The 24,687-nt window shown below is 45.1% G+C and carries 22 protein-coding genes; 21 read left to right on the top strand and 1 reads right to left on the bottom strand.

Annotated elements, in window-relative coordinates:
• The first annotated feature begins 76 nt into the window (after positions 1-76).
• From NSQ55_RS29260 to NSQ55_RS29170, 19 genes are all read left to right on the top strand, one after another.
• The gene (locus tag NSQ55_RS29260; protein ID WP_036682464.1) at positions 77-691 is read left to right on the top strand and encodes a xanthine phosphoribosyltransferase; all 615 of its coding nucleotides are present in this window, start codon (positions 77-79) and stop codon (positions 689-691) included.
• Entirely contained in the window at positions 685-2,004 is a 1,320-nt protein-coding gene (locus NSQ55_RS29255) for a nucleobase:cation symporter-2 family protein (protein ID WP_076105084.1), read from the top strand. Before NSQ55_RS29260 ends, NSQ55_RS29255 begins: the two co-directional genes overlap by 7 nt.
• 211 nt (positions 2,005-2,215) lie before the next feature.
• A complete protein-coding gene (locus NSQ55_RS29250; protein WP_076218260.1) occupies positions 2,216-3,514 on the top strand; it encodes an SLC13 family permease in 1,299 nt (432 codons plus the stop codon).
• Positions 3,515-3,547: 33 nt separating this feature from the next.
• The gene (locus NSQ55_RS29245) at positions 3,548-4,699 is read left to right on the top strand and encodes a glycerate kinase (RefSeq protein WP_076222377.1); all 1,152 of its coding nucleotides are present in this window, start codon (positions 3,548-3,550) and stop codon (positions 4,697-4,699) included.
• 109 nt (positions 4,700-4,808) lie between these two features.
• A complete protein-coding gene (locus tag NSQ55_RS29240; protein ID WP_339170441.1) occupies positions 4,809-5,843 on the top strand; it encodes a sugar diacid recognition domain-containing protein in 1,035 nt (344 codons plus the stop codon).
• 92 nt (positions 5,844-5,935) lie between these two features.
• Entirely contained in the window at positions 5,936-7,291 is a 1,356-nt protein-coding gene (locus tag NSQ55_RS29235) for an MFS transporter (protein ID WP_248548928.1), read from the top strand.
• A gap of 67 nt (positions 7,292-7,358) precedes the next feature.
• Entirely contained in the window at positions 7,359-7,577 is a 219-nt protein-coding gene (locus tag NSQ55_RS29230; RefSeq protein ID WP_036682196.1) for a hypothetical protein, read from the top strand.
• A 28-nt stretch (positions 7,578-7,605) separates the two neighbouring features.
• Positions 7,606-8,295, top strand: a complete 690-nt coding sequence (locus NSQ55_RS29225) for a hypothetical protein (RefSeq protein ID WP_076124098.1) — start codon at positions 7,606-7,608, stop codon at positions 8,293-8,295.
• Entirely contained in the window at positions 8,292-9,494 is a 1,203-nt protein-coding gene (locus NSQ55_RS29220; protein ID WP_076181895.1) for a glutathionylspermidine synthase family protein, read from the top strand. Before NSQ55_RS29225 ends, NSQ55_RS29220 begins: the two co-directional genes overlap by 4 nt.
• Positions 9,495-9,563: 69 nt before the next feature.
• On the top strand, positions 9,564-10,157 hold the full coding sequence (locus tag NSQ55_RS29215) for a hypothetical protein (protein ID WP_232061559.1): 594 nt from the start codon (positions 9,564-9,566) through the stop codon (positions 10,155-10,157).
• Positions 10,154-10,546: a DUF350 domain-containing protein gene (locus NSQ55_RS29210; protein ID WP_038573772.1), complete on the top strand. Its 393-nt coding sequence runs from the start codon at positions 10,154-10,156 to the stop codon at positions 10,544-10,546. The genes NSQ55_RS29215 and NSQ55_RS29210 overlap by 4 nt, the downstream gene beginning before the upstream one ends.
• Positions 10,547-10,633: 87 nt before the next feature.
• The gene (locus NSQ55_RS29205; protein WP_076181897.1) at positions 10,634-11,647 is read left to right on the top strand and encodes a potassium channel family protein; all 1,014 of its coding nucleotides are present in this window, start codon (positions 10,634-10,636) and stop codon (positions 11,645-11,647) included.
• A 137-nt stretch (positions 11,648-11,784) separates the two neighbouring features.
• The gene (locus NSQ55_RS29200; RefSeq protein WP_339170434.1) at positions 11,785-13,830 is read left to right on the top strand and encodes a catalase; all 2,046 of its coding nucleotides are present in this window, start codon (positions 11,785-11,787) and stop codon (positions 13,828-13,830) included.
• A 170-nt stretch (positions 13,831-14,000) separates the two neighbouring features.
• Positions 14,001-15,155 (top strand): glycosyl hydrolase family 8, encoded by a 1,155-nt coding sequence (locus tag NSQ55_RS29195; protein ID WP_256720957.1) that lies wholly within the window; start codon positions 14,001-14,003, stop codon positions 15,153-15,155.
• A 31-nt stretch (positions 15,156-15,186) separates the two neighbouring features.
• On the top strand, positions 15,187-16,740 hold the full coding sequence (locus tag NSQ55_RS29190; protein ID WP_076276275.1) for a hypothetical protein: 1,554 nt from the start codon (positions 15,187-15,189) through the stop codon (positions 16,738-16,740).
• A complete protein-coding gene (locus NSQ55_RS29185) occupies positions 16,737-18,287 on the top strand; it encodes a hypothetical protein (RefSeq protein WP_339170428.1) in 1,551 nt (516 codons plus the stop codon). The genes NSQ55_RS29190 and NSQ55_RS29185 overlap by 4 nt, the downstream gene beginning before the upstream one ends.
• 28 nt (positions 18,288-18,315) lie before the next feature.
• The gene (locus NSQ55_RS29180; protein ID WP_076181903.1) at positions 18,316-19,566 is read left to right on the top strand and encodes a glycosyltransferase family 2 protein; all 1,251 of its coding nucleotides are present in this window, start codon (positions 18,316-18,318) and stop codon (positions 19,564-19,566) included.
• Between the two features lie 52 nt (positions 19,567-19,618).
• The gene (locus NSQ55_RS29175; RefSeq protein WP_339170425.1) at positions 19,619-21,715 is read left to right on the top strand and encodes a cellulose biosynthesis cyclic di-GMP-binding regulatory protein BcsB; all 2,097 of its coding nucleotides are present in this window, start codon (positions 19,619-19,621) and stop codon (positions 21,713-21,715) included.
• On the top strand, positions 21,705-22,556 hold the full coding sequence (locus NSQ55_RS29170) for a diguanylate cyclase (RefSeq protein ID WP_036682174.1): 852 nt from the start codon (positions 21,705-21,707) through the stop codon (positions 22,554-22,556). The genes NSQ55_RS29175 and NSQ55_RS29170 overlap by 11 nt, the downstream gene beginning before the upstream one ends.
• Before the next feature lie 6 nt (positions 22,557-22,562).
• Here NSQ55_RS29170 and NSQ55_RS29165 read toward each other — a convergent pair whose 3' ends face one another.
• Positions 22,563-23,114: a helix-turn-helix transcriptional regulator gene (locus tag NSQ55_RS29165; RefSeq protein WP_076099730.1), complete on the bottom strand. Its 552-nt coding sequence runs from the start codon at positions 23,112-23,114 to the stop codon at positions 22,563-22,565.
• A gap of 143 nt (positions 23,115-23,257) precedes the next feature.
• On the opposite strand from NSQ55_RS29165, the gene NSQ55_RS29160 reads away from it, so the two are divergent.
• Positions 23,258-23,911: an alpha/beta hydrolase-fold protein gene (locus NSQ55_RS29160; RefSeq protein ID WP_076181909.1), complete on the top strand. Its 654-nt coding sequence runs from the start codon at positions 23,258-23,260 to the stop codon at positions 23,909-23,911.
• Complete coding sequence (locus NSQ55_RS29155) at positions 23,908-24,678, top strand: class III extradiol ring-cleavage dioxygenase (RefSeq protein WP_076181911.1); 771 nt, start codon at positions 23,908-23,910, stop codon at positions 24,676-24,678. The genes NSQ55_RS29160 and NSQ55_RS29155 overlap by 4 nt, the downstream gene beginning before the upstream one ends.
• The last annotated feature ends 9 nt before the right edge of the window (positions 24,679-24,687 follow it).

Raw genomic sequence — 24,687 nt, 5'->3', positions numbered from 1 at the left:
AATTCACTTGAGAGAAACGACTCAAGGGATTTGTCCTTTTTTTGTTTTTAATTCAGAAGGAGAGATCAAGTTTACTATGAAGGTACTTCAAGAGCGCATCAGACAAGAGGGTCTTATTTTATCAGATACGGTACTAAAGGTAGATTCATTTCTGAATCATCAGGTGGATACGGAGCTTGCCTTACAAATTGGACAGGAGTTCAAGCGGTTGTTCGGACATTTGCCTATCACTAAAATCATCACTATTGAAGCGAGTGGCATTCAATTTGCCATGGCTACGGCCATCGCCTTAGGCGTACCGTTTGTATATGCGAAGAAGAAGAAAGCAGTGACCTTATCTGAAGCGGTCTATTCCGCGCCGGTACATTCTTTTACACGCAAAGAGGATTATATGGTTAGTGTCTCGCAAAAATATATCGGACCAAGCGATAAGGTGCTTATTGTAGATGACTTTTTGGCTACTGGTGCTGCTCTTGTTGGACTGGTTGATATCGTGCAAGAGGCTGGCGCTGAACTCCTTGGCGTTGGTTGTGTGATTGAAAAATGCTTCCAAGAAGGCCGGAGTCTACTCGAGGATAGAGGGATAGAAGTCCATGCTTTAGCCCGGATTACATCTATGTCACCAGGTGAAATTCACTTCATTGATAATGAAAGTTCAAAAGAGCCAATCAAGGAGAGTGCGAGATGTTAAGCAAGAAAAAAGTATTTGCGTTAGGATTTCAGCATGTACTGGCGATGTATGCCGGAGCAGTTGTTGTTCCGCTGATCGTAGGGAACGCGCTGAACCTGAATGCCACCCAAATGGCCTATCTTATCGCAGCTGATTTGTTTACTTGCGGGTTAGCTACTTTGCTGCAGATTATGGGCACTAAGTATTTTGGCAGCAGGCTGCCGGTTATTCTTGGATGTACCTTTACGGCAGTAGGGCCGATTATCGCTATCGGCAGTGCCAACAATTTGGCGACGGTGTACGGAGCAATTATTTTATCTGGTTTATTCGTGGTACTGGCGGCCCCCCTTTATGGGAAGCTACTGAGGTTTTTCCCAACGATAGTAACGGGCTCAGTCGTGACCATTATTGGGTTATCTCTTATTCCTGTAGCTATGAATAGCGTAGCTGGCGGAGAAGGCAGCGCTGATTTTGGGAATCCCCGCAATTTGTTGCTTGCACTGATCACGCTGCTGGTCATTTTAGCGGTTAACCGTTTTACTACAGGATTTCTTCGCTCGGTCTCTGTCTTGATAGGTCTTTTAGTGGGTACAATTATTGCTTATGGAATGGGCATTGTTAGTTTCTCTACAGTAGGTGAAGCCTCTTGGGTAAGTGTTGCACAGCCTTTCTACTTCGGATGGCCTCAGTTCAATCTTACGGCTATTTTCACTATGATCATTGTTAATATTGTTAGTATGGTGGAGTCCACAGGTGTTTACTTTGCGATTGGTAAAGTGACGGATCAGAAAGTGGAACAAAAGCAGATCGTAAACGGGCTGCGTTCGGAAGGTTTGGCGATTATGCTGGGCGGGATCTTTAATGCATTTCCGTACACAGCATTTTCGCAAAATGTAGGTCTGGTCTCGCTGACTCGGGTCAAAACTCGGAATGTTATTTTTGCAGCCGGCGGGATTATGGTTGTGCTTGGACTACTGCCTAAATTGGCGGCTCTGACAACAGTTATTCCCAATGCCGTACTGGGTGGAGCGATGATCGTGATGTTCGGATCGGTTGCTGTTTCCGGGATGTCGATTCTGTCAGAGGTAGATCTGCGTAAGGATGGTAATCTGCTGATTGCCGCTTGTAGTATCGCTGTTGGTTTGGGTTCGGCAACTGTACCTGCAATGTTCGATCAATTGCCTGAATTCGCTCGGATGCTGCTGCAAAACGGTATCGTATCCGGTTCCCTTACAGCGATTGTGCTGAATATCTTCCTCTCGAAGACAAAGGATAATGTTCTGGCAGAAGATCCTGCTGCCCCTATTCTAACGAAAGAAACTCAAGTTTCTTAATACGTCTAATTCATGTTAAAAGACCAAGCTCTGGTGTGCTGAAACCTAAGCTTGGTCTTTTTCTCATGCTCAGAGCTTGTGCATATGCACAAAAAAATAGGTTGTCCCGTCAATATTATTGGGTTTGTAAGCGCAGTATACTCAGTTTAGAAAGCGTTATCAAATTACACACTGTATAGTGTCAAATTCTTATACTAGGGGGCAACTAGAGATGGAAGGCACAGTAATTAACTGGATGGGCGCGATTGCGGGATTGATTCTGGCCGTCGTATTGATTTTCAAAAAGGTTAACCCGGTCTACGCACTTTTTTTAGGCGCGATTGCCGGAGGAATATTAGGCGGGGCATCCATTGCAGAGACAGTACAATATGTCATCGACGGAACGAATAGTGTTATGGGTGCAGTTGTACGTGTTCTCGCAGCTGGTGTGCTGGCCGGGGTATTGATTGAATCAGGGGCAGCCGAACGAATGGCCGAGACCATAGTAGATAAGCTTGGCGAAAAGAAAGCGTTATTATCTATAGCGCTGGCAACTATGATTATTACAGCGGTAGGCGTATTCATCACAGTCGCTATCATTATTGTCGCTCCAATCGCTTTGTCCGTAGGTAAGAAGATCGGCATTTCCAAAACCGCTTTGCTGCTCGCACTGGTCGGTGGCGGTAAAGCCGGTAACATTATTTCACCGAACCCGAACACCATTGCCGTAGCTAAAGGCTTTGATGTAGATTTGGCTCAGGTCATGATTCATGGATTCATCCCAGCCATTGCGGGTCTGATTGTCACTGTTATTATTGCTAATCTGCTGGTCAACAAAGGTGTGAAAATTGCAGAGGGCGACGTTGTAACTAAAGAGGAAGACAGTACTAAGGTTAAACCTAGCTTTGGCCGTGCCATCGTCGCTCCAGTTGTCGCTATTTTACTTCTAGCCATTAACCCAATCGGAAATATTCTAAATATTGAATTGCTGAAATCATTTAAAGTCGATTCTATGATCATCTTGCCTCTTGCCGGCATTATTGGATTGATTGCTATGAAACAAACGAAGAACATCATTTCTTTTACAACCTCAGGGTTAAATAAAATGACAGGTACAGCCATTATCCTGATTGGTGCTGGTGCTATCGCTGGTATTATCTCGAAATCGGATTTGAGTGCTACTGTTGTAGATGCAATAACGGCTATGGGGATTTCCGGAACGTTCCTTGCGCCAATTGCAGGGATCCTGATGGCGGCTGCTACAGCATCAACCTCTACGGCTTCTATCGTGGCGGCCGGATCATTTGGTCCCGCTATTCTTTCGATGGGCACAGCGCCGCTAAATGCAGCAATTATGGTGCACACCGGGGCTACAGTTATTGACCATCTGCCACACGGTAACTTCTTCCACGTGACCGCAGATTCCGTTAAGATGAACATTAAGGACCGGATGTCACTGATTCCTTATGAAAGTCTCGTGGGTCTGACGATGGCTATCGTCGCCACTATATTATACGGCTTCATCCTATAATTTATATTTGCAACTAGAAGGGACGGATATTCTATGAATAAAGACTTTGTCATCGTATTGGCACCGGATTCTTTCAAGGAAAGCATGACAGCCAAAGAAGCTTGTGAAGCCATGGAAAAAGGCATTCATAAAGTAAATTCTAATATTACTTGTATTCATGTACCCATGGCAGATGGCGGCGAAGGAACGATGCAGTCCTTGGTCGATGCAACGGAAGGTACAGTATATATAACAAAAGTTAAAGGGCCACTGGGCAATGAAGTTAGCGCATCCTACGGAATCACAGGAGACGGGCTGACAGGGGTGCTGGAAATGGCTAGTGCGAGTGGTATTCAGCTGGTATCCCCTGAGACACGTAACCCGTTGATTACAACCACCTACGGGACAGGACAATTAATCAAAGCATGTCTGGATCGTGGGGTCAGCAAGCTGCTGATCGGTATCGGTGGCAGTGCCACCAATGACGGAGGCGCCGGGATGGTGCAGGCATTAGGCGGCAGGCTGCTGGATGCCGAAGGCAATGAGCTGTTGTTTGGTGGTGGTGAGCTCGGCAGATTAGCCCGTATTGATCTGAGTGGATTTGACCCTCGCCTTAAGGAAGTACAGGTTGAAGTGGCTTGCGACGTTACGAATCCATTATGTGGTCCGACCGGGGCTTCCAATGTATTTGGTCCGCAAAAAGGGGCTACTTCGGATATGATCAAACAGCTGGACAGCAATCTGCATCATTATGCGAGTGTCATCAAAGAGCAATTGGGTTTCGATATTATAGATATGCCTGGTGCTGGTGCAGCGGGTGGCCTTGGGGCAGGACTGGTGGTGTTCTTAAACGGAATATTAAAAAAAGGCATTGAGCTTGTGATCGACTATACTGGACTTGAAGAAAAAGTGCAGCAGGCGGACATGGTGTGGACCGGGGAAGGAAGCATCGATTTCCAGACCCAATATGGCAAGACTCCGCTTGGCGTTGCTGAGGTAGCTAAGAAATATAATAAACCTGTGCTGGCTTTTGCGGGACGGATCGGCGATCAGACGGAAGTGTTGTATGATAAAGGGATCGATGCTATTTTTGGGATCATGCCAGGTGCAGCTTCATTGGAGGATGCCTTGAATAAAGGGCAAGAGAATCTGGAAAGAACGGCTGAGAATGTGGCTAGGTTAGTCATGCTGAACCAAGGAAGCTGATTGAATTATACAAAGTGATAGAGGGGCTGACTGAACGGAGTCAGCCCCTTTTTTCTTTTTTAAGGTAGAAGCTTTCTGAGTAGAATATAAAGGAACAGGAGGTACAGACATGAAGATATCGAAATCACTCGCAGGACAAATAGCACAAGAAATGATGAGCGTAGTTCCGTATAACATTAATGTTATGGATGAGAGCGGCTTTATTGTAGGAAGCGGAGATCTCAAACGGGTCGGAACCTTGCATGAGGGAGCGAGAATAGCCATTCAAAGTGGGCATGTCTTTGAAGTGTACGAGGATGGCAGCGGCATGAAGCCGGGGGTGAATGAACCCATTATTATAGATCATAAAGTTTTGGGTGTGGTAGGTATTACGGGACATCCAGATGAGGTTAGGCCGTTTAGTAAGCTGGTCAGAGTCACTACTATATTACTTATTGAGCAGGAAGCAAGGAACAAGCTGGAACAGGATGAGCGAGTAAAACGTGTGAAATTTTATCATGAATTGTCTTATCGTAAAGAAGCATATGATCTTGAGTTTCTGGAACGGGCGGGCAGCTATGGGCTTGATCTTAAGAAAAAATGCTGGGCGATCCTAGTGGAAGGCGATGTGAACGGAAAAGAATTCAAAAATGTATTTAGGTCCTATCCACATTACTGGAATTTGGAGAATGATAAGGCGGTTTTTTTTATAACGGATGTTTTTCTTTATAAAGAGCTCATAGGAAAACTAAATTCATGTGCGAATGTGGGGCGAATAGGTTCTGGCGAAGCAGAGGAGTTAGCTGCTTATTCACTTGAACAGGCCCAGGCGGCGATTAGTGTTGGTAGTAGAGTCGACCCGCTCAAGATACTGTACACTTATGAAGAACTTAGATTCTTAATTCATCTCTCCTATGACGGGGCAGAACGGTCCGGGACGATTTATGCTCTACTGGATCAGTCGGGCGATAAGACAGGCCTGATTGAAACACTGCAAGTATTTATTGCTGAGAATGGGGACCATAATCGTACTGTACAGAAGCTGAATATTCACCGAAATACACTGAACTACCGGCTTAATCGCATTCATACATTAACGGGCAAAAATCCACGCAACTACATGGAGTTGTTTGAATTGTTGTGTGGATTGATGTGGCGTAAATAGTCTAAATCCCCCTATTCCAATTGCCATCCTGATTTTATAGGCATAAACTTAGATAAGCTTGTATAGATAAATTAGGACAGGGATGGATAGGAATGAATGAGAAAGTAGTAATGAATGATAAAGTAGTCATGCCATTATGGACCGTGTGCCTTTTTATCGTAGTGATGAACACAACGATGTTTAATGTATCACTTCCAACCATTATTCAGGATCTCCAAATTTCTGCTGATCTAGGTTCATGGGTAATTTCGAGCTATTCGATTGGATATGCTTTATCGACGGTTATTTATAGCCGCTTATCAGACGTTGTGCCGATTCGGAGACTTTTGACCGTTGGCTTAATTACTCTTGGGTTGGCCTCAGTGTTTGGATTATTTGCGCATGACTTTAATACATTATTGATAACGAGAATAGTACAATCTGCTGGCGCGGGTGCGATGGCTGGATTGGGTCTCGTACTGGCTAGCCGTTATGTGCCTATTGAAAGACGTGGTGCGGCTATCGCCATGATCTCCGCAGGGAGTGCAATGGCCTTTGGTTTGGGCCCGATTTTTGGTGGTGTCATCAGTCAGTATTTTGGCTGGAACGGGTTATTCGGAATTACTTGCCTTGTGCTTGTTGTATTGCCAGTACTACTGCGTTTATTACCTAAGGAACAGCCGCAGCCTGCAAGCTTTGACGTTATTGGGGCGGCGCTGACCGTAGTAAATGCGGCAAGTCTGCTGGTAGCCGTAACTACCCAATCTCTGGTATGGTTGGCAGTGGGCGTAGTGTCTATTATCGTGCACGCTTGGTATTTGAAGAAGGCGAAGGAATCCTTTATTAACCCGCAGCTGCTAAAAATGCCGGGATACTTGAAGCTAGTTACCATAGGCTTTTGTATTCTGGTGCTGAACTTGGGGAATTTGTTCCTGATGCCGCTTGTGCTCGCTAATCTGTTTGGTAAATCCGCGTTGATGATTGGTTTGTTTATCGCACCAGGTGCGTTATTATCTGCATTTCTTACCCGTTTTGTTGGACGTTTTATTGATCGGTATGGCAACTTGCGCTTCTTAATCATAGGGCATTGTATTCTTGCCGCTGTTATGGCTGCATTTGCGCTGAACCTTTCTGTATCTCCTGTAGTTCTTCTGCTTGGTTATCTTTGCTTCTCTCCGGCCTTCTCGGCGACAATGGCATCCTTAAATAATGAAGCTTCTCGGGTTCTTCCGCGAACTTGGATTGGTTCAGGTATGGGGCTTTTACAACTGATTCAGTTTTTTGGAGGTTCTGTATCTGTTGCGGTCTGTGGGCTGTTGCTGCATGCTCAGCGTGATCTTGCGCCGGCAAAAGCCTATGAGCATGTATACGGACTGTTGCTCCTTGTCAGCTTGTGTTCGTTAGGAGTTCTCCTTTTATATAGACGTTCTTATTCCAAAAGTAATGCTGGGCAATCTATACAAGCTTAGAACTGAAACGAAAAGGTGATAAAAACGTATCAGATGCTATAGCAGATATAAGGAAGGAATGGTAATAATGGATAACGGGATGAGTGTAGTTTTAATCGAAAAAATGCCAGAAGGTGATCTACGAGTGATTGAAGAGCGTACGTGGAGCATGAATATGATAACTGCACTTGAACATGTCAATTATATAGTGGTGGGCAGTAAGGAATATGAGGCGGTTGAAGGACGACTGAATGTGGATGAGGGCAAGCTGGAGCTTTTGCTTGTTCCGATGCACACTGAGGGATAGAAGATCATCAGGGAAGGAGAACCTTACGATGGCTAAAGAAGAAAGGGATAAGGAATTGCCTGCATCAAAATTATTTACCGCAGATGGCAAACCCATCCGTGTATTATCAACATCGCTAGGCATAGCCTTATTAGCGAATGCTATGTTTATTCCTGGCGGAGCGGGGGCTAGCGCGAATACTTCTGCGGGCGAACCACAGCTAGTCTCTTGGTCTAATGAAGAGGTTAAAGCTTATTTTGATAAAAATGTGGATTGGAATATTCCCTACCCCGAAGAAGGTACGAAAGAGGTAGAGGAGCAAGGCCAAGGCGTAGTAACTTCAAACGGAACAACGGTAGTGAATAACTATGGCGGTTATCATTCAGGTTTTGGCTGGACGGATTTGCTTCTGTATCACATGTTGTTTAACAGCGGTGCCAATTACTCCTCCAGAGGATGGGCTAAGGACCGTCCTACCTATTATGGGGGCACGAGAACCACTTATAAACCACCTACTTATAGCAGCGAAAAGTTCCAGAATAAAAAGGTGCCCGGTTCTGTAGTGAAACCTAAAACCTCAACCTCATCCACGGGTTCCATCACGAGAAGAGGTTCCTCTTCAAAGAACGGAATCGGTGGCACTTCCAGTGGCTTAAACTCTTCGAAGAACTCTAAATCAAGCTCAGGCTCGAAATCTTCATCGAGATCTGGTTCTAGTAAGAGTGGTTTCGGCGGATGAGTGATCAGCAGAGCGTGTTTGAGATTCTGGATTTGTCTGATCTGGAGCGGGGCCCACGGGTACAAGCGCTGCATGAGCTTGGGTTCACTTGGGCAGATCTAGAGGAAGAAGAGTACTGGATGGATGCAATAGCTGTGATGCGCAGCGACATTTATAAAGAGCTTGAGGAAGCCTCCGCAAAGCTGTGGGCTATCCTCGATAAAGCGGTTCGGTATATACATCTAAAACGCGATTTGTATGAGCTGTTGGGCATTCCTCCTGTTCTTTGGGAGATGCTTGATGGGTTTCCTATTCCGGAAGAAGGTCTAATCAGTCGGTATGCAAGGTTCGATTTTGCGATAGCTAATGATGGAACCATCAAGCTTCTGGAACTGAATGCCGATACACCTACAGGTTATGTGGAGGCTTCCATAGCAACACCTTGGATCTGTGAACAGGCGGGTGTGACTAGTCCAAATCATGCGATGAAGGAACAACTTGCCGCAGCCTGGCAGATAGAACGTCCAGATACCGCAGCTTGTGTTGCTTATGGCTCTCATCTTGAAGATTCGGGTACGATTGAAGCCTTGGCCAGACATAGCGGGCTTACTATTCAGTGTGTGGACTGTCTCGACCTGTGGGTCGATGAGGGCATTCTGAAGGACGGGGAGGACCGGGTGATAAAGCGGATGTTCGCCCTATATCCTAAAGAGTGGATGGCCGTCGATGAAGGTGGAGATGCACTTGCCTATGCTGTTGAGCAGGGAAATCTTCAGCTTTTTAATGGACCGCACAGTATCCTGTTGCAGTCTAAGGGATTGATTGCAGCTGTGTGGGGAATGTATGAGCTTGGCTTATTATTTGACAATGAAGAGCGTGAGGCGATCTCACGTTATATTTTGCCGACTTATAATAAGCCTGTGTTCTCTGGCAGCTTTGTGTCCAAATCTGTATTTGGCCGCGAAGGCGGTTCTGTACGTCTCTTTGACGATAGTGGAACTCTAGAAATTGAGGACGAAGAGGGTTATGATAGCAGTCAGCTTTTTCCCTCTGTATATCAAAAAAGAGCTGAACTAGCCCGAATACACACCGCCGAAGGTGAATTCCACCTACTGACAGGCATGTTCGTCATTAATGGGAAGCCGTGTGGGCTGCTCGGCCGGGCTGGCGGACTGATTACGGGCAATGCCAGTCATTTTATCGCGTTGGGAGTGAGATAGTTGGATAAAAGTAAGGCTATAAACAAGTCGTCTACTAGATTAGTAAAGGCCCGGATCGGGGCTTTATGTATGATGCTTCTAACGGTATTGCTGCTTAGTGCATGTTCCAGTAATCAGGGGAGTGTGTTTGATTCAGGCACTGCTGAAACTTCTGACAGTGTTGCACGGGTACCTTGGGATTACCGGGTTGTGGAGAGTACTGTAGGTGATCTAATTGGTAGCGATATGACGGTGTTGCCGGATAATGAGCTGCTGCCGAATGATGAGAATTATGCTACTGGCGATAAAATATGGACACTGCAGTTCATGGACGCTGAGCTGATCACAGATGCCGACCAACGCAATGAAGTCCGCCTCTCTTCCTGGACGACCATTAAATCGTATCCCGATGAAAAAACAGCAGTCGAGGATCTTACCAACCTTAAGGTATCGGTAACTACAGATGTTGATCTTGTAGGAGTATACAAGACAAAATATAATGAGAAGACAAGAAACTTTGCCGTCCTCGAGCTGCCTTCCGGCAACCGGATCAAGCAGCCGATAGACGATGAGCGTTATGCAGCATTAGAGAAAGAAAAGACCGCTTCCGTAGTCCTTGAGGAAGTACATGATTTCGCCGATTATGACTCGGCATATGCGAAATTTCGGGGGTGGGCAAAGTGACGATTGTTGTTAATTTAATAGTCAGTATATTTGTGATTATTCTTCTGCAATTGTTGGGTATGGTTATCTTTGGCTTGATGACCCCGTTCAAGGATATGGAAGAGCTGAAAAAAGGAAATGTGGCTGTAGCTCTAGCGCTTGGCGGCAAATTTCTCGCTACAGCAATTATCATTGGAGTAGCGGCGTATACGAATACCTCTATTCTGCATATGATCATTTGGTTTGCTGTCGGTTATGTATGCCTCATCGCTGCTTACTGGATTTTTGAATTGGCGACCCCAAGCTTTAAAATTTCAGAACATCTGGAAAAAGGCAATGTGGCAGTAGGCACTATGCTCTGCTTGGTGTTTATCGGCACAGCATTTGCAGTCAGCAGTTTGATTGTTTAGTTCAAAAATTGCAGATGGACATGGATAAGGCTGCCCTCAGTAATAACCTCGAGAGGCAGCTTTATTAATGTGAGGAAGGGATGGCAGATGCATTTTTTTCTGAGAATATCCACCAGGATGATGCGTTTACGCAAACGGTCGATCGGTCTGATTATTTTGATCTTTATAATTCTTAGCGCATCGATAGCTTACCTGCTTGAACCGAGTACTTTCCACAACTGGTTTAATGCCTTCTATTGGGTTATGACAACGATGGCCACCGTTGGGTATGGGGATTATTTTGCCGAGACGGTAGTTGGTAAGCTATTCACCATGTTTCTATATATTTTTGGGATTGGTCTTCTCAGCTTGGTTATTGGCAAGGTCATTGACTCTATTGCAGAGGTGCAGAGAAGGAGAGGAGCAGGAACATTGAGCTTCCGGGGAAAGGATCATGTGATATTAATCAATTGGAGTAAGAAAGCGCAAGCTGCGGTAGATGAGGTGTTATGCTATTCACCTAAATGTCATATCGTCATCATTGATGAGATAGGACGGCATCCGCTGGAGCATATGGAACAGGTCCACTTTGTAAGCGGTGATGCTTCCAGCGATGAGATTCTCCTTAAAGCTAACATACACGAAGCTAGGGCAGCCATTGTGTTCGGAGACACACGGATTGATGAAGCATCGCTAATTGACGGGAAATCTCTGCTTATCGCCTCCAGCATTGAGCGCATAGCGCCACAAGTACATACTACCGTAGAAATTATGCAGGAGAAGAATATACAGAATTTCAGGCATGTTCAGGTCAATGAATTCGTTCTGTCGCATGATGCCATTTCTAGATTGGCAGTCCGATCCGCTCTGCAAGAGGGGAATTCAGAGGTGATTACGCAGCTGCTGAGCCGCCAGTATGGGGATGATATTTATGAGATTCCAGTGAATAGTGCATGGAAGACCTATGGGCAGGCGTTTCAGGAATTGCTCCTTCAAGGTGCAACTTTACTCTCGGATCGTAGTGACCTTAGCATCAATCGCAAGCTGGACCAGCCTATTCCTAAAGAGGCTAGATTATATATTGTTTCGGATGAAGAGACGTATCGGAGAATTAAAGGTTAGGTCAGTGATAAGCGAGTAAAGCGGATTTTCGGGAGAATGGCTTCTCGGAATTCCGCTTCTTTTTGTTTGCCGTTCCTTCCTTAAGGGTAAGAGATGAATATTATCGTTACTCTACCTTTCGGAAGGAGCCATTGTTAATGAGTGAACAGCAAAAAGTGAACGGAAATAGCAAAAATGAGCAACTGGAACAGTTTCGCAGTAAGGACGAAGGTCACGCTTTAACAACCAATCAGGGATTGAAAGTGTCCGAGGATGAGTTCTCCCTAAAAGCCGGTGACCGGGGGCCAACCTTGCTGGAGGATTTTCATTTTCGGGAAAAAATGACCCATTTCGATCACGAGCGGATTCCTGAGCGGATCGTGCATGCACGCGGATTTGCCGCCCACGGGGAGTTTGAAGTATATAAATCGTTGAAAGAATATACGAAGGCGAAATTCCTTCAAGATCCGTCCGTGAAGACCCCGGTGTTTGTCAGGTTCTCAACGGTAGCAGGATCACGGGGTTCGGCCGAAACTGTGCGGGATGCCCGGGGCTTCTCGACCAAATTTTATACCGAAGAAGGAAATTATGATTTGGTAGGCAATAATATGCCGGTCTTTTTTATACAGGATGCGATTAAGTTCCCTGATTTAGTGCATGCGCTTAAGCCGGAGCCGCATAATGAAATGCCTCAGGCAGCATCAGCCCATGATACCTTCTGGGATTTCATCGCCAATAATCAGGAATCGGCCCATATGGCGATGTGGCTGATGTCTGACCGCGCCATTCCGCGAAGCTTCCGGATGATGGAAGGGTTTGGAGTTCACACCTTCCGTCTGATCAATAAACAGGGGAAAGCGCATTTTGTTAAATTCCATTGGAAACCAGTACTTGGTGTACATTCTTTGGTGTGGGACGAAGCACAGAAAATATCTGGAGCGGACCCTGACTTTCACCGCCGTGATCTATGGGAATCGATTGAAGCCGGCAACTTTCCGGAATACGAGCTGGGCATTCAGCTTCTTAGTGAAGAAGACGAATTCAAGTTTGATTTCGATGTGCTGGACCCTACAAAGCTATGGCCAGAGGAAGACGTGCCCGTGCAGATCGTTGGGAAAATGACCTTGAACCGCAACGTGGATAATGTTTTTGCCGAAACGGAGCAGGTGGCTTTCCACCCTGGACATGTAGTGCCAGGGATTGATTTCACCAATGACCCGCTACTTCAGGGCAGATTGTTCTCTTATACGGATACCCAGCTGATTCGGCTTGGGGGTCCTAACTTTCATGAACTGCCGATTAATAGACCGGTGTGTCCTTTCCACAACAACCAGCGTGACGGATATGGGCGGCAGACGATTAATCAGGGCACTGTGAGTTATCATAATAATTCTCTGGCCCAAAATACGCCGAGACCTGTCCCAGAGGCAGAAGGCGGTTATGTGCATTATCAAGAAAAGGTTGAGGGCCGTAAGGTACGGAGCCGGAGTAAAAGCTTTGAGGATCATTTTTCACAAGCCAAGTTATTCTGGAATAGTATGAGCCCTCCGGAACAATTGCATATTATCGAAGCTTATTCTTTTGAGCTTGGAAAGGTTAAGAGTAAGTCGGTCCGACAGCAGGTCGTAAATATGCTTGCTAACATTACCTCCGAGCTTGCTGTACCTGTGGCAGAAGCCATTGGAGTAGCGGCTCCAGAAGTTGGCGGTTCCGAGGTTACTCAAGCTTCCCCTGCCTTAAGTCAGGCTAATACGAAAAAACATCCCAACACGCGGAAAGTAGGCGTGATTATCGGAGATGGTTTTGATGAAGCTGCGGTAATGCCTGTGTTGGAAACGCTTATGGGAGCTGGGATACAACCGGAGCTAATCAGTGATAAGCTTGGATTTATTAAAGGCTCAAGCGGCACAGAGCTTGAAGTCATCCATACCTTGTCCACTACAGATTCGGTGCTCTTCGATGTGATTTATGCGGCGGGTGGAAATGCGGAACGCAAGAAATTCCATAAAGATGCCGCGTTATTCCTCAACCAAGCCTATGCACATTTTAAACCTATCGCGATGACGACAATACTTGCTGAGCTGCTTGCAACAGATGAACATAGAAGCAGTCCGGGAGTCATAATAGGCGATGGTGGGGAAGTTTTTGCGGCTAGCTTCGTTGCGGCCATTACTGCCCATCGTTTTTGGGAACGTATGGAATAAAGTAAGTAAATTACAGAAAAAGGAGGATCTGCTCGTCAGAAGGCGTGTGGATGCCTCCTTTTTTTCATCTAATGGTTTCATAAATTTAACATTTGGATTAAGGATGTGATGTATATTACCGTTATAGATAATACTAGGCAATATAAGCAGATGCTTAGAGAGGTGATTTTTTGAGGAAAGAGATAGCTGTTGCTATAGTGGTACTTACAGGTTTTACAGCATTAACAGCATGCGAGCAAACAGCAATGCCGGCATCAACACCCTCGCCCTCCGCGAATGTTCATACAACAGAGCCACCGAATCCTACGGGTTCGGCTAATAATGATATGGGGGACCCTTCACAGGAATTGGATGCTTTAGAGCAATTTATTGTTACGAAGCTTACCGGCTCGTCCGGTGTTTATACGAATTTAATTGAAACAGAGCAATCCGGGGAAGCAGCAAGCGGCCATGAGATTCTAAGTGAGTCTGCCTCTCTGAGGATGCTGGCAGCCGTACGGAGTGGTGAGAAAGAGCGATTTGCAGAAGAATGGGCGCTGGCTAAGCAAACCTTTGATATGAAGGGTGGTTTTAGCTACCGGTATAGCCCTAAACAGCAGAAATTATATCCTGTGAATGCTGCAGTTGATGACTTACGTATCATTCGTGCGCTTTATGAAGCGGGGGATACGTTTAGAGATAAACAATATACAGAAGAAGCGGCTAAGTATGGTGAGAGGTTTTATAACTATAATGTAAAAAATGGATATATGTATGACTTCTATGATGAAAATTACAAAAAAACCAACACATTCGTTACTTTATGTTATATTGATTTAGGTACAATGCGAAAATTGTCGGTTTCTGGAGAATCTCGTGACTTTTTGTTGAATAATATGAGCGTTATTCTGAAAGATGGCTATTTATCAGATGAGTTTCCCTTCTATGAAACAAGGTTTAATTATGAGAGTGGAACCTATAGTTCGGAGAATATCAATACAGTAGAATCGCTACTGTCTATTCTGGCTTTGGCAGAGGTAGACCAGCAGAAATCCTCCAGCATTAATTTTATCAAGCAGCAGGTCGAGGCTGGCACATTATATGGACAATATTCGCGTGAGGGAAAGCCGCTTAACGATATTCGCTCAACAGCCATTTACGCCATTACGGCTATGATTGGTGCCGAGATCGGAGACGATGCACTCTATCGCAAAAGCATTGAAAGAATGAACGAGTTCAGAATAACCGATGCCGGCAGCTCACTGTATGGAGGCTTCGGCGATGTAGCTAGTGGCCAAGCCTATTCCTTTGACAATCTGATGGCATCATTGGCCTATGTCTATTAATTTAAACCTATAGTAACGAAGGTGAATCTGCATGATAAACAACACGGTGAAATCACCTCTGAGGCAGGGGATGACACTCGCTAACCTACCGTTGCCATTGTCCCCGGCTTTTATCACTGCTGTTGGAGTGTTGCTTATAACCATCATCGCCTTATTTACCGCCCCGTATGTCGGAATGGCGGATAATGGTGATTTTTTTCGCAGCATCTATAGTAACGGAATTTATTTCAATCTGCCGGATTATGACGAGCAATACTTTGGTTATTTTGTAAAGCAATATGGAATCTTTCAATATTTTAATGAGAATGGCGCGACATTATTTTCTTCACAGTCCCTATTTATCCAGCTGGCCATTGGACTTAATAAGCTGTTTTTTAGCAGCGAGGTTTTCGATATCCGGTTTCAAGCAGTCATTTACACGATTTTATATGTTGCGGCGATCTACTTATTAATAGAGGCTATTACATGGGGGATGACCCGCAAGCAGGGATGGGTCACTGCAGGTATTGCTATTTTTATATTTGGAGATACCGGGTATACCGCTTATTTCAACTCCTTTTACGGTGAGAGCGTCGTGATGATCACGATGATTACTATGTTCGCAGCTTGGTTGTTGTTATATCAAAAAAGATACAATGACTATGTGCTGCTGGCCCTGTTTTTGATCAGTACGATCATCCTGACTACTTCCAAACAGCAAAATGCGCCAGTGGGTATAATCATTGCGGTTCTGGGGTGTTCAATCCTTTGGATTCGCAGGGATAAGATCTTTCGTATTCTGACCCTGGTTTCCCTTGCTTTGATCCTGTTCGCAGGTGTGTTCACTTATTTGAATATCTCGGATGAGTTCGTGAATATTAACCAGTTCCATGCCATGACCCGAGGGGTGCTGAAGGATTCCTCCGATCCGGAGAAGGCATTGAAGTCATTCGATATTGATGAACAATATGCCATCTTGAAAAATAGCATTTACTACGAGAAATACGGAACTATTGATGTGAATTCACCGATCCTCCAAGAGAACTTTTACAGTCGTTACGGATTTGTTTCGATCCTTAAATACTATATATCGAATCCGGATCAGCTTAACTCGATTCTTAATGTAGCTGCTCAAAGTGCATTCTCGATCAAACCAGCGGCGATGGGCAATTACGAGCAATCTGTTGGGAAGGAATTTCGAGCACAGAGTCACTTTTTTACTGGATACAGTCAGCTGAAAAAGGCTTTAGCACCACGAACGATAGGTTTTATCTTCCTTTGGACAGTGCTTGTCATCGGTCTGTATATGCCTTCCTTCGTAACAGCCATTAAGGCACGCAATTTTAGAGGATTGCAGCGGATGGTATTGATTGTCGCTACGATAGGCATTGGTCTTTCAGGCATTTTTGTATCGATTATCGGTGCCGGTGATGCCGACATTTCCAAGCATGAATTCTTGTTCACTTTATCTTTTGATTTGGTGACCTTTTTGACAGTATCTAGTGTGATCGGACGCAGATTCTCCAAAAATCGCAAAAAGCCGGTTAACGAGAGCCCCACCATGTCTAGTCCATTTACAAAGCCTCAAAAGGATGTGAGTGTTTGAAGCGCAGAGGGATCTTATACTGTATATTGCTGCTGACGCTGAGTTTAACCATCCTATTGCTGCCCGCCACTCCTGTTCAATCTGCTGCATCGCCACAACAAGTCTTACTGCTCTATGACAGCCTTGCCAAGGGGACCTCTAAGAATGGAAATGTGACTGAACTTCAACGTCTGCTGGCAGCTTACTCGACAAAGGTTACACTTCGAAGCCTAGATCAATACGAGCAGGGGATGCTGAAAAATTACTCCAGAGTGATCATGGTCCGTAACGAAGCGGATATTTCGATCACGAATAAATCCTACATAGAGGATTGGGAGCATTATCAGGGGCAGTATTTGCATATCGGGTACAACCCACCCGCTAGTCTAATGAAGGCGTTACAGCTAACCACTGATGTGATCTATGACGGGAGTGCTGAGCTCGAAATCGGACAGTTCTCCGGAATTCAAGCTAAGGTGCAGGATATGCCTTATATTGTAGCGAGTCAGGCGGTCAAATCCTTCGGGCAACTCTCTTTTGCGGAGGAGGGTCTGCAAGCACCGTACGCTGTGAGTAAGGGGAATGATACATATGCCCCATATTTTGAACAAGGGAATGTCAGTACGCTGGGGATGGCGTATGTTCTGAAGGATTGGCTCCATATCACTGCTGCTCCTAAAATGTACCTTGCGATCAAAGAAATCTATCCTTTCTCCGATCTGCGACTGCTGGCAGAAACGGGTGAGCGGCTGTATCAACTGGGGATTCCGTTTCTTGCAAGTGTGCGGCCTGTGTTCAGCAATACCGATTATCCGGCCATGCAGCGTTATTTAGTGGCCATGAAAAGTGTGCAATCCAACAATGGAAGCATTCTGGTCAATGCCCCAGTGGTGATGCCAACGATAAGCTCCAGTGACCATACGCTTAAAGGAAAGATGAATGATTTCATCAATCTGTTGGCCGAAAACGGGCTTGGGCCGCTTGGAGTCGGAGCGGAAATGCATTGGTCGTATGACAAAGAGTATTCAGAAGCGGGGATGAGCTTTTTTGATTCTGTGGTGTTATATCCGGATGAACAGATTGATTATATGGAGCAGAGCGACACCTCTAAATCCTTTCCATCCTCTTTATATAGCGTTCCGCTGGAATTTCTTCAAGCTTTGCATACATCCAATAAAGTGATACCGCATTTGCCGATGGATACTGTAATCACCGTCGACATGCCCGAGGATGAGCGTCAGCTTGAAGAAATGCTGCAAAGTCTGGAACGGAATTGGGTTTCTTTTGCCGATTATAAGCAAGAAGAGCATCAGGTCGTTACTGATCAGAACACAATCTCCTCATTAGATGGAATGATTTCTATTAATGGACAACCTCTAAGCCTGGACTATACACCGGAAACAGTGGATAGCGATTATCGCTACACAGAGGAGCAGCAAAAGAGCTTCACCCGACTTTTTAATATTCAGAATCAATTTTTTATTGTTGTGATCATGATTTCTCTGCTGCTGTTTGGCGGATTGTTAATGATCGGATACCGGTTATATCGCAGAAAGTTTTTGAAATGAGACAACTAATCGTGATTTGGAGGGCCCTATGACGATTTCAGACGTGCTGATGGTGATTGCGGTGATCTGTATTTGGTCTCTGCTGCTGGTGAATGTGACCCTCATTATCGCGGGCTATCTATATTATATTAAATCCGAAAATGAGGATATACCAGAGATAGAGGGCGAATATCCTTTTGTTTCAATTATGGTTCCCGCTCACAATGAGGGGGTAGTGATTTGTAAGACGGTTGAATCTCTGCTGGCGCTGGATTATCCGCAAGATCGGTATGAGATTATTGTGATTAATGATAACTCCTCTGATAACAGTGCCGAGCTGCTTGGGGGCATACAATCCCGAAATCCGGGGCGTCAGCTGGTAGTCATTAATACGGATGCAGTTACAGGAGGCAAAGGCAAATCCAATGCCTTGAATATAGGCTTTACCAGCTGTAAAGGGGAGCTAATCGCCATTTATGATGCCGACAATACTCCGGAGAAAACAGCTTTGCGTTATCTGGTTGCTGAGATCATGCATGATTCCAGCCTCGGTGCGGTGATTGGGAAGTTCCGGACCCGTAATCGTGATGCAAGTTTACTGACCCGGTTCATTAATATTGAGACCTTATCCTTTCAATGGATGGCTCAAGCGGGACGCTGGAAGCTGTTCAAGCTTTGCACTATTCCGGGAACCAATTTCATTATGCGCAGGTCAATTGTGGAAAGCATCGGTGGTTGGGATGTTAAAGCGATAGCCGAGGATACAGAAATCAGCTTCCGGATTTATATGATGGGTTACCAAATCAAGTTCCAGCCGAAATCCGTCACGTGGGAGCAGGAACCACAGACCTTGAAGGTCTGGTTCAAGCAGCGAACCCGCTGGGCGAAGGGCAATATTTATGTCATTGTCAAAAATATTCCGCTGCTGTTCAATAAATCGGCCGCAAAGGTGCGGTTCGATATTCTTTATTTTCTATCCATTTACTTCTTGCTGCTGCTGTCGTTAATCACCTCGGATGTGCTGCTGATCCTGCATGCTTTGGGTTATGTGCATACTACTATTGCAGGTCTTAGTAATTTCTTATGGCTGCTCGCTATTATTCTTTTCGTTGTGGGGACCTTCATCACGCTAACGACAGAAAAGGGCGAGATGAGCTTGTCCAATCTAGGGATTGTAATGTTGATGTATGTGTCTTATTGCCAGCTGTGGATGGTTGTCGCGGCTAACGGATTATATCTATATCTGAAAGACCTCATCTTCAAAAGAGAAGCCAAATGGTATAAGACGGAGCGCTACTAACGAGGCACCAAAAAGTCATATGAGAAAAATGTAATCACAGGAGAAACAGAACATGAAGATAAAAAAACAGCTGGTTATACTGTTAACCTGCCTCTCCCTTTTGTTAATTCCAATCCATCCTGCTGCCGCAGAGACGTTGCCGCAGGATCATAAGTCCACTTACACAACCTCATTTACGGGAACGGACTCGTCCTTAACAGGTTCGAGTGCCCAGCAGCAATATTTTGAGGTTCTGGATTATTGGAATGTGGATCAAGTAAAGATCAAACTGCATTTTCAAATTTCACAAATTACCGAAGAGCAGATTTCTAGTGTTACCTTAACACTAAACGGCAGCCCGTTCTATACGTTTCGTCCGTCACTACAAGACAACGGCGAACAGCTGTTGACCCTTGTGGCGCCCAAGGGGTTTCTGAAAAAAGGGACGAATACGCTGGGCATTCAGGGCTATTTAAAGACAGATCGTCAAGATGACCTCTTTTGTTCGGTCGATGAAACGTCGGATAATTGGCTGCATCTGTTCAATACGTCCAGTATTAACGTGATTTATACCGCAAAGCCCTTGAGTGGAGGGATCAGTGACTTCAGCAAGCGATTCGCCGGGATAGATACCTTAACGAAGAATCAGAGTATTCTGACTGTACCGGACAAAAGCACAGCGGCAGAAATGGAAGCAGCCACTTATGCTCTCTCCGGGTTTGTTAAGGGGATTACGTTAAATGATAAGACTATTCCCTTGCTTCCCTACCGGGCAGACACTGTGCAGAATAAGGCCGCAGTTGTACTGGTAGCTATGTATGACAGAGTACCAAGCGGGCTGAAAGCTCAGCTAAGCTCCACTGAAGATTTGGGTACGCACGCGCTGCTCCAGCTAGTGAATAAGGATACCCAGCCCACCTTGGTTGTAACCTCGAAGGATGAGAACTTGCTGATCAAAGCGGGTCGTTTGATTGCTAATCCAGAGCTGATCGGGCAGATCACCAGTGATCTGAAAACAGTAACAGATGCTACAGAAGTATCAGCACCTGCGCTTTCGATTAGCTCTAACATCACGTTCACTGAGACAGGTGATAAACTGACCGGGGCACATCATCAGGAGCAGACGTATTTTATTTCATTGCCAGCGAACCGATCGATTGCCGATTCCGGTAAAATCAGCCTGGATTTCCGTTATGCACAGAATTTGGATTTTACTCGTTCATTGGTTACCGTGAGCATCAACAATACTCCGATTGGCAGTAAGAAGCTGACTAAGGAACTGGCGAATGGCGATATTCTTAATCTCTCGGTGCCTCAGAACTTGAATATCTCCGGAAATTTCTCGGTGACAGTGGCTTTTGATTTGGAGATCGAAGGAGCCAGATGTATTATCGATCGGGATCAAATGCCATGGGCTTATATCAGTAAAGATTCTGTAATGCAGCTGAATACGAAGGATCGCACGGATCTCTTATTTAATAACTATCCATATCCGTTCATCCGCGATGGGATCTATAATCATGTGGCGGTTGTACTGCCCGAACAAATGGATGATTACGCCTATTTAAGTGTATCGAATATCTTTAATCTGCTTGGTAAATATGCCAGCGGAAATATAGGGAATATCCAGTTCTATACCGATACCGTCAACGCCGATCATTTGAAAAATAATAATATCATCGCTATTGGTGCTTATAAGAATAATAAGGTGATCCGTGATCAGAATGCTAAGCTTTATTTTCAATATAACGGAGATGGAACCACAATTCGCTCCAACGAGAAAATGAGTATTGAAGAGCAATACGGCGCACGAATCGGAACACTGCAGCTGATTGATTCGCCATTTGAGGCGGGACGTGCATTGCTCGCGGTTACAGGGGTCAGCTCGGAAGAGTATTACTTAGGATCTAAACTGCTCGCTACAGAACGGGACAAGTGGAAGGTGTTTGGCGATGGTGCAATCGTTGATAAAGACGGTAATGTCAGCGCACACCGCTTCAAAACGATCACTGGAGCAGCCGAGGACTCTGTGGCCCAGAAAATAATGGAACGGTCGGATGTACTCAGTTTTATCATCGTGATTTTACTGGTGCTGACGCTGGTGGTTCTATCGCTGATCCTGCTGCTTCGCAAACACATGAAGAAACGTGGTGATAAGCGTGAGACGTAATCGTAGCTTAGTGTCAGACATCGCTCTCTTATCATTCTTGGTGTTATCGTTCCTCTGTATCGTCTTCATTGCCGGGGCACCGGATGATTACCTCCAGAATATTATCATTTTAACGGTGGCTTTTATTCTGGCCATTGTTACGTATTTTACAACGGTCACTGCCGGTCTGGTCTTGAATCTGGTGTTTATCTTTGCTTACGGATTCTACACGATGTACCAGACGATAACGCTAGGGGAAACGATTAGCCTGAATACTTATTTCTGGTTAATTATGACTCCGCTATTAACGGTCGTTCTATGGGTATTCACTTTAAGCAGCCGTGATTTGCAGGTGGAGAATGAGCAGCTACGCAAAAAGACTGCCAATATGGCTATCGTCGATGAAAACACAAATTTGCGGAACAGTATTTCTTTTCAGACGGATGCTACATTATTTACAAGCATTTCGACCCGCTATCAGATCCCGCTCACCCTGCTAGTGGTGAAGGTGAAGTATTGGAAAGAGATCAGACGGATCATTCCTGAAGATCAGCTGGCAGAAGCTATCTATGACGTGTCTCAGCTTAGTCAGGCGAGTATTCGTACCAATGATGCACTCTATCTGCTAGATAAGGATGAAGCAACATGGGGCCTGCTGCTGTTCACGGACAGCGATGGGGCGAAGATTGTGATCGAGCGGATTAAGCTCAAGCTTCAGGAGTTGAATGACAATAATTTCTCCAGAAAATATAAGGTCAGCCTGGGGCTTAAGATTGGGGCGGTCGAATACCAAGCCGGCACGATTGAGAATCCGCTGGATTTCATTGTTCAGGCCAAAAAACAGCTGGAGTACGACGTGTAGACCAGCTTAAAAATCAACGGTTTCACTATCAGCCTCTGTATGGATGGCGATGAGCACGCTTGCCGGCTCATCGCCTTTATTTATGACCAGATGTGGCACACAGGCATTCCAGCTAAAGGAATCCCCCGCTTGGAACATCCCGAAATCTTCACCTTGCTCCGCATAAACCTCACCTTTTATCACTAAATGGACCTCTTTGCCTTCGTGCGCCTGCGGAGTTTCACCCGTAGAAGTACCCGGAGGGAAATGGACAAGCACCATTCGTACACCACCTGCCGAGCTTAAATGCTCAACTTGCAGTCGATCACTTCCGCTACTGGTGATTTGCCGCTCCTCGGATCGTACCACCTGCATCCGCTCTTCCTTTTTTAACAGCAAATAAGCCAACGGAACGTTCAGCGCATCCGCAATCAGGCTAAGGGTTGCGATCGAGGGAGAGGTCTTATTAGTCTCAACCTGGCTCATAAAACCCTGTGACAGGCCAGTAGTTTCACAGATTTGGGCAATCGTTATATGTTTTCTTTTACGGATTGTACGAATGTTTGAACCTATATTCATTAGTAAAGCTCCTTTTAATATTAGTAATAACAAATATATTTTTATATTAACAAATTATTAATTGACATACTAGCTAGTGGTTTATAATATTAACTTTACAAATATTATTTTTGTATTACAAATATTTTGAAGGAGTGTTTAGTATGAAGGCACCTTATATATATGATGTCAGTCTACCTTCCGGTTACGATGAGAATCGGGTTTATCCGGTTATCTTCACCTTGCATGGCAAAGGTTCCAATGAGAAGAATATGTTCGGGCTTGTGGAGTCCTTGTCTGAAGAGTTTATTATTATCGGGATTCGGGGAAATATGATTTTAGGGGCAGGATTTCAATATTATGATCTCAAAAGTCTAGGTCATCCCATCCGCGAGCAGTTTGATCAGGCTGTATCGCAATTGCAGCAGTTTATCGAATACGCCACCGACAAATACCCTATAGATGCTAAACATCGTTATCTGCTTGGCTTCAGTCAAGGAGCCATTTTGTCCATGACACTCGCGCTTACAATGGGGAATTCGCTTCGGGGAATTGTGGCGCTGAACGGTTATGTTCCGGGGTTTGTGAAGACGGATTATGAGCTGAGGAGTGTGCAGGAGGTATCGGTCTTCATCTCGCATGGTGAATATGATTCTGTATTTCCAATTTCAGTGGGGACAGAAACAGCCGCTTATTTCGAAGGTCTAACCCCATTATTAACCTTTAAAACTTATCCTTCGGATCATGGTGTATTACCGCAGAATCAGCAGGACTTGATCGCTTGGTTACGGCAGAACTTAGGGAGTGATAAACTATGATACCTTCTTACTTTATTGCCCATGGTGCTCCTTCTCTGGTACTTGATAACAATGCATATACGAAATTTCTTGGGGAGCTCGCTGAGAGGAATGTCAAACCGAAAGCGATTGTTGTATTTTCTGCACATTTCGAAGAACACACACAATCGGTTGGAGTTATGGAGACTTTCGACACCATCTATGATTTCTATGGCTTCCCAGATGAGATGTATCGAATGACTTATCCTGCCAAAGGGGACAATGAGGTTGCACAGCAAATTATGTCTCTGTTCCACAAGAATGGGATTGCCAGCAAATTAAATACAGAGCGTGGACTAGATCACGGAGCTTGGGCTATTCTTAAATTAATCTATCCGAATGCAGATATTCCTGTCGTATCTTTGTCAGTTAATCGAGAGTTGTCCAATGAACAGCAATATTTAATGGGTAAGGCTTTATCTGAGCTGCGTGAGCAGGATATTATGATTATTGGCAGCGGTGGAACCGTCCATAATTTGCGTAGCGTGAAGTGGGGAATGGAGAACGTCGAGAAATGGGCGGAGACATTCGATGACTGGCTGCAGCACAGGGTGGAAGCTTGGGATACAGAGTCGCTATTTAACTATCAGGAGCTTGCTCCTTATGGCGTTGATGCAGTGCCGACTAGTGAGCACTTTATCCCCTTGATAATAGCTATGGGAGCTGGCGATAAAGGGAAGGAAGCGAAGCTGCTGCACCGAAGTTATCAGTATGGCAATTTAAGTCTTAGCTGTTGGGAGTTTAATTAAGAAGGAGGC

It is taken from the genome of Paenibacillus sp. FSL H7-0943 (assembly GCF_037963265.1).
Taxonomy (GTDB): domain Bacteria; phylum Bacillota; class Bacilli; order Paenibacillales; family Paenibacillaceae; genus Paenibacillus_AQ; species Paenibacillus_AQ odorifer.
The sequence above is the reverse complement of the archived record's forward strand: the minus strand, read 5'-3'. Positions and strand labels throughout refer to the sequence as shown.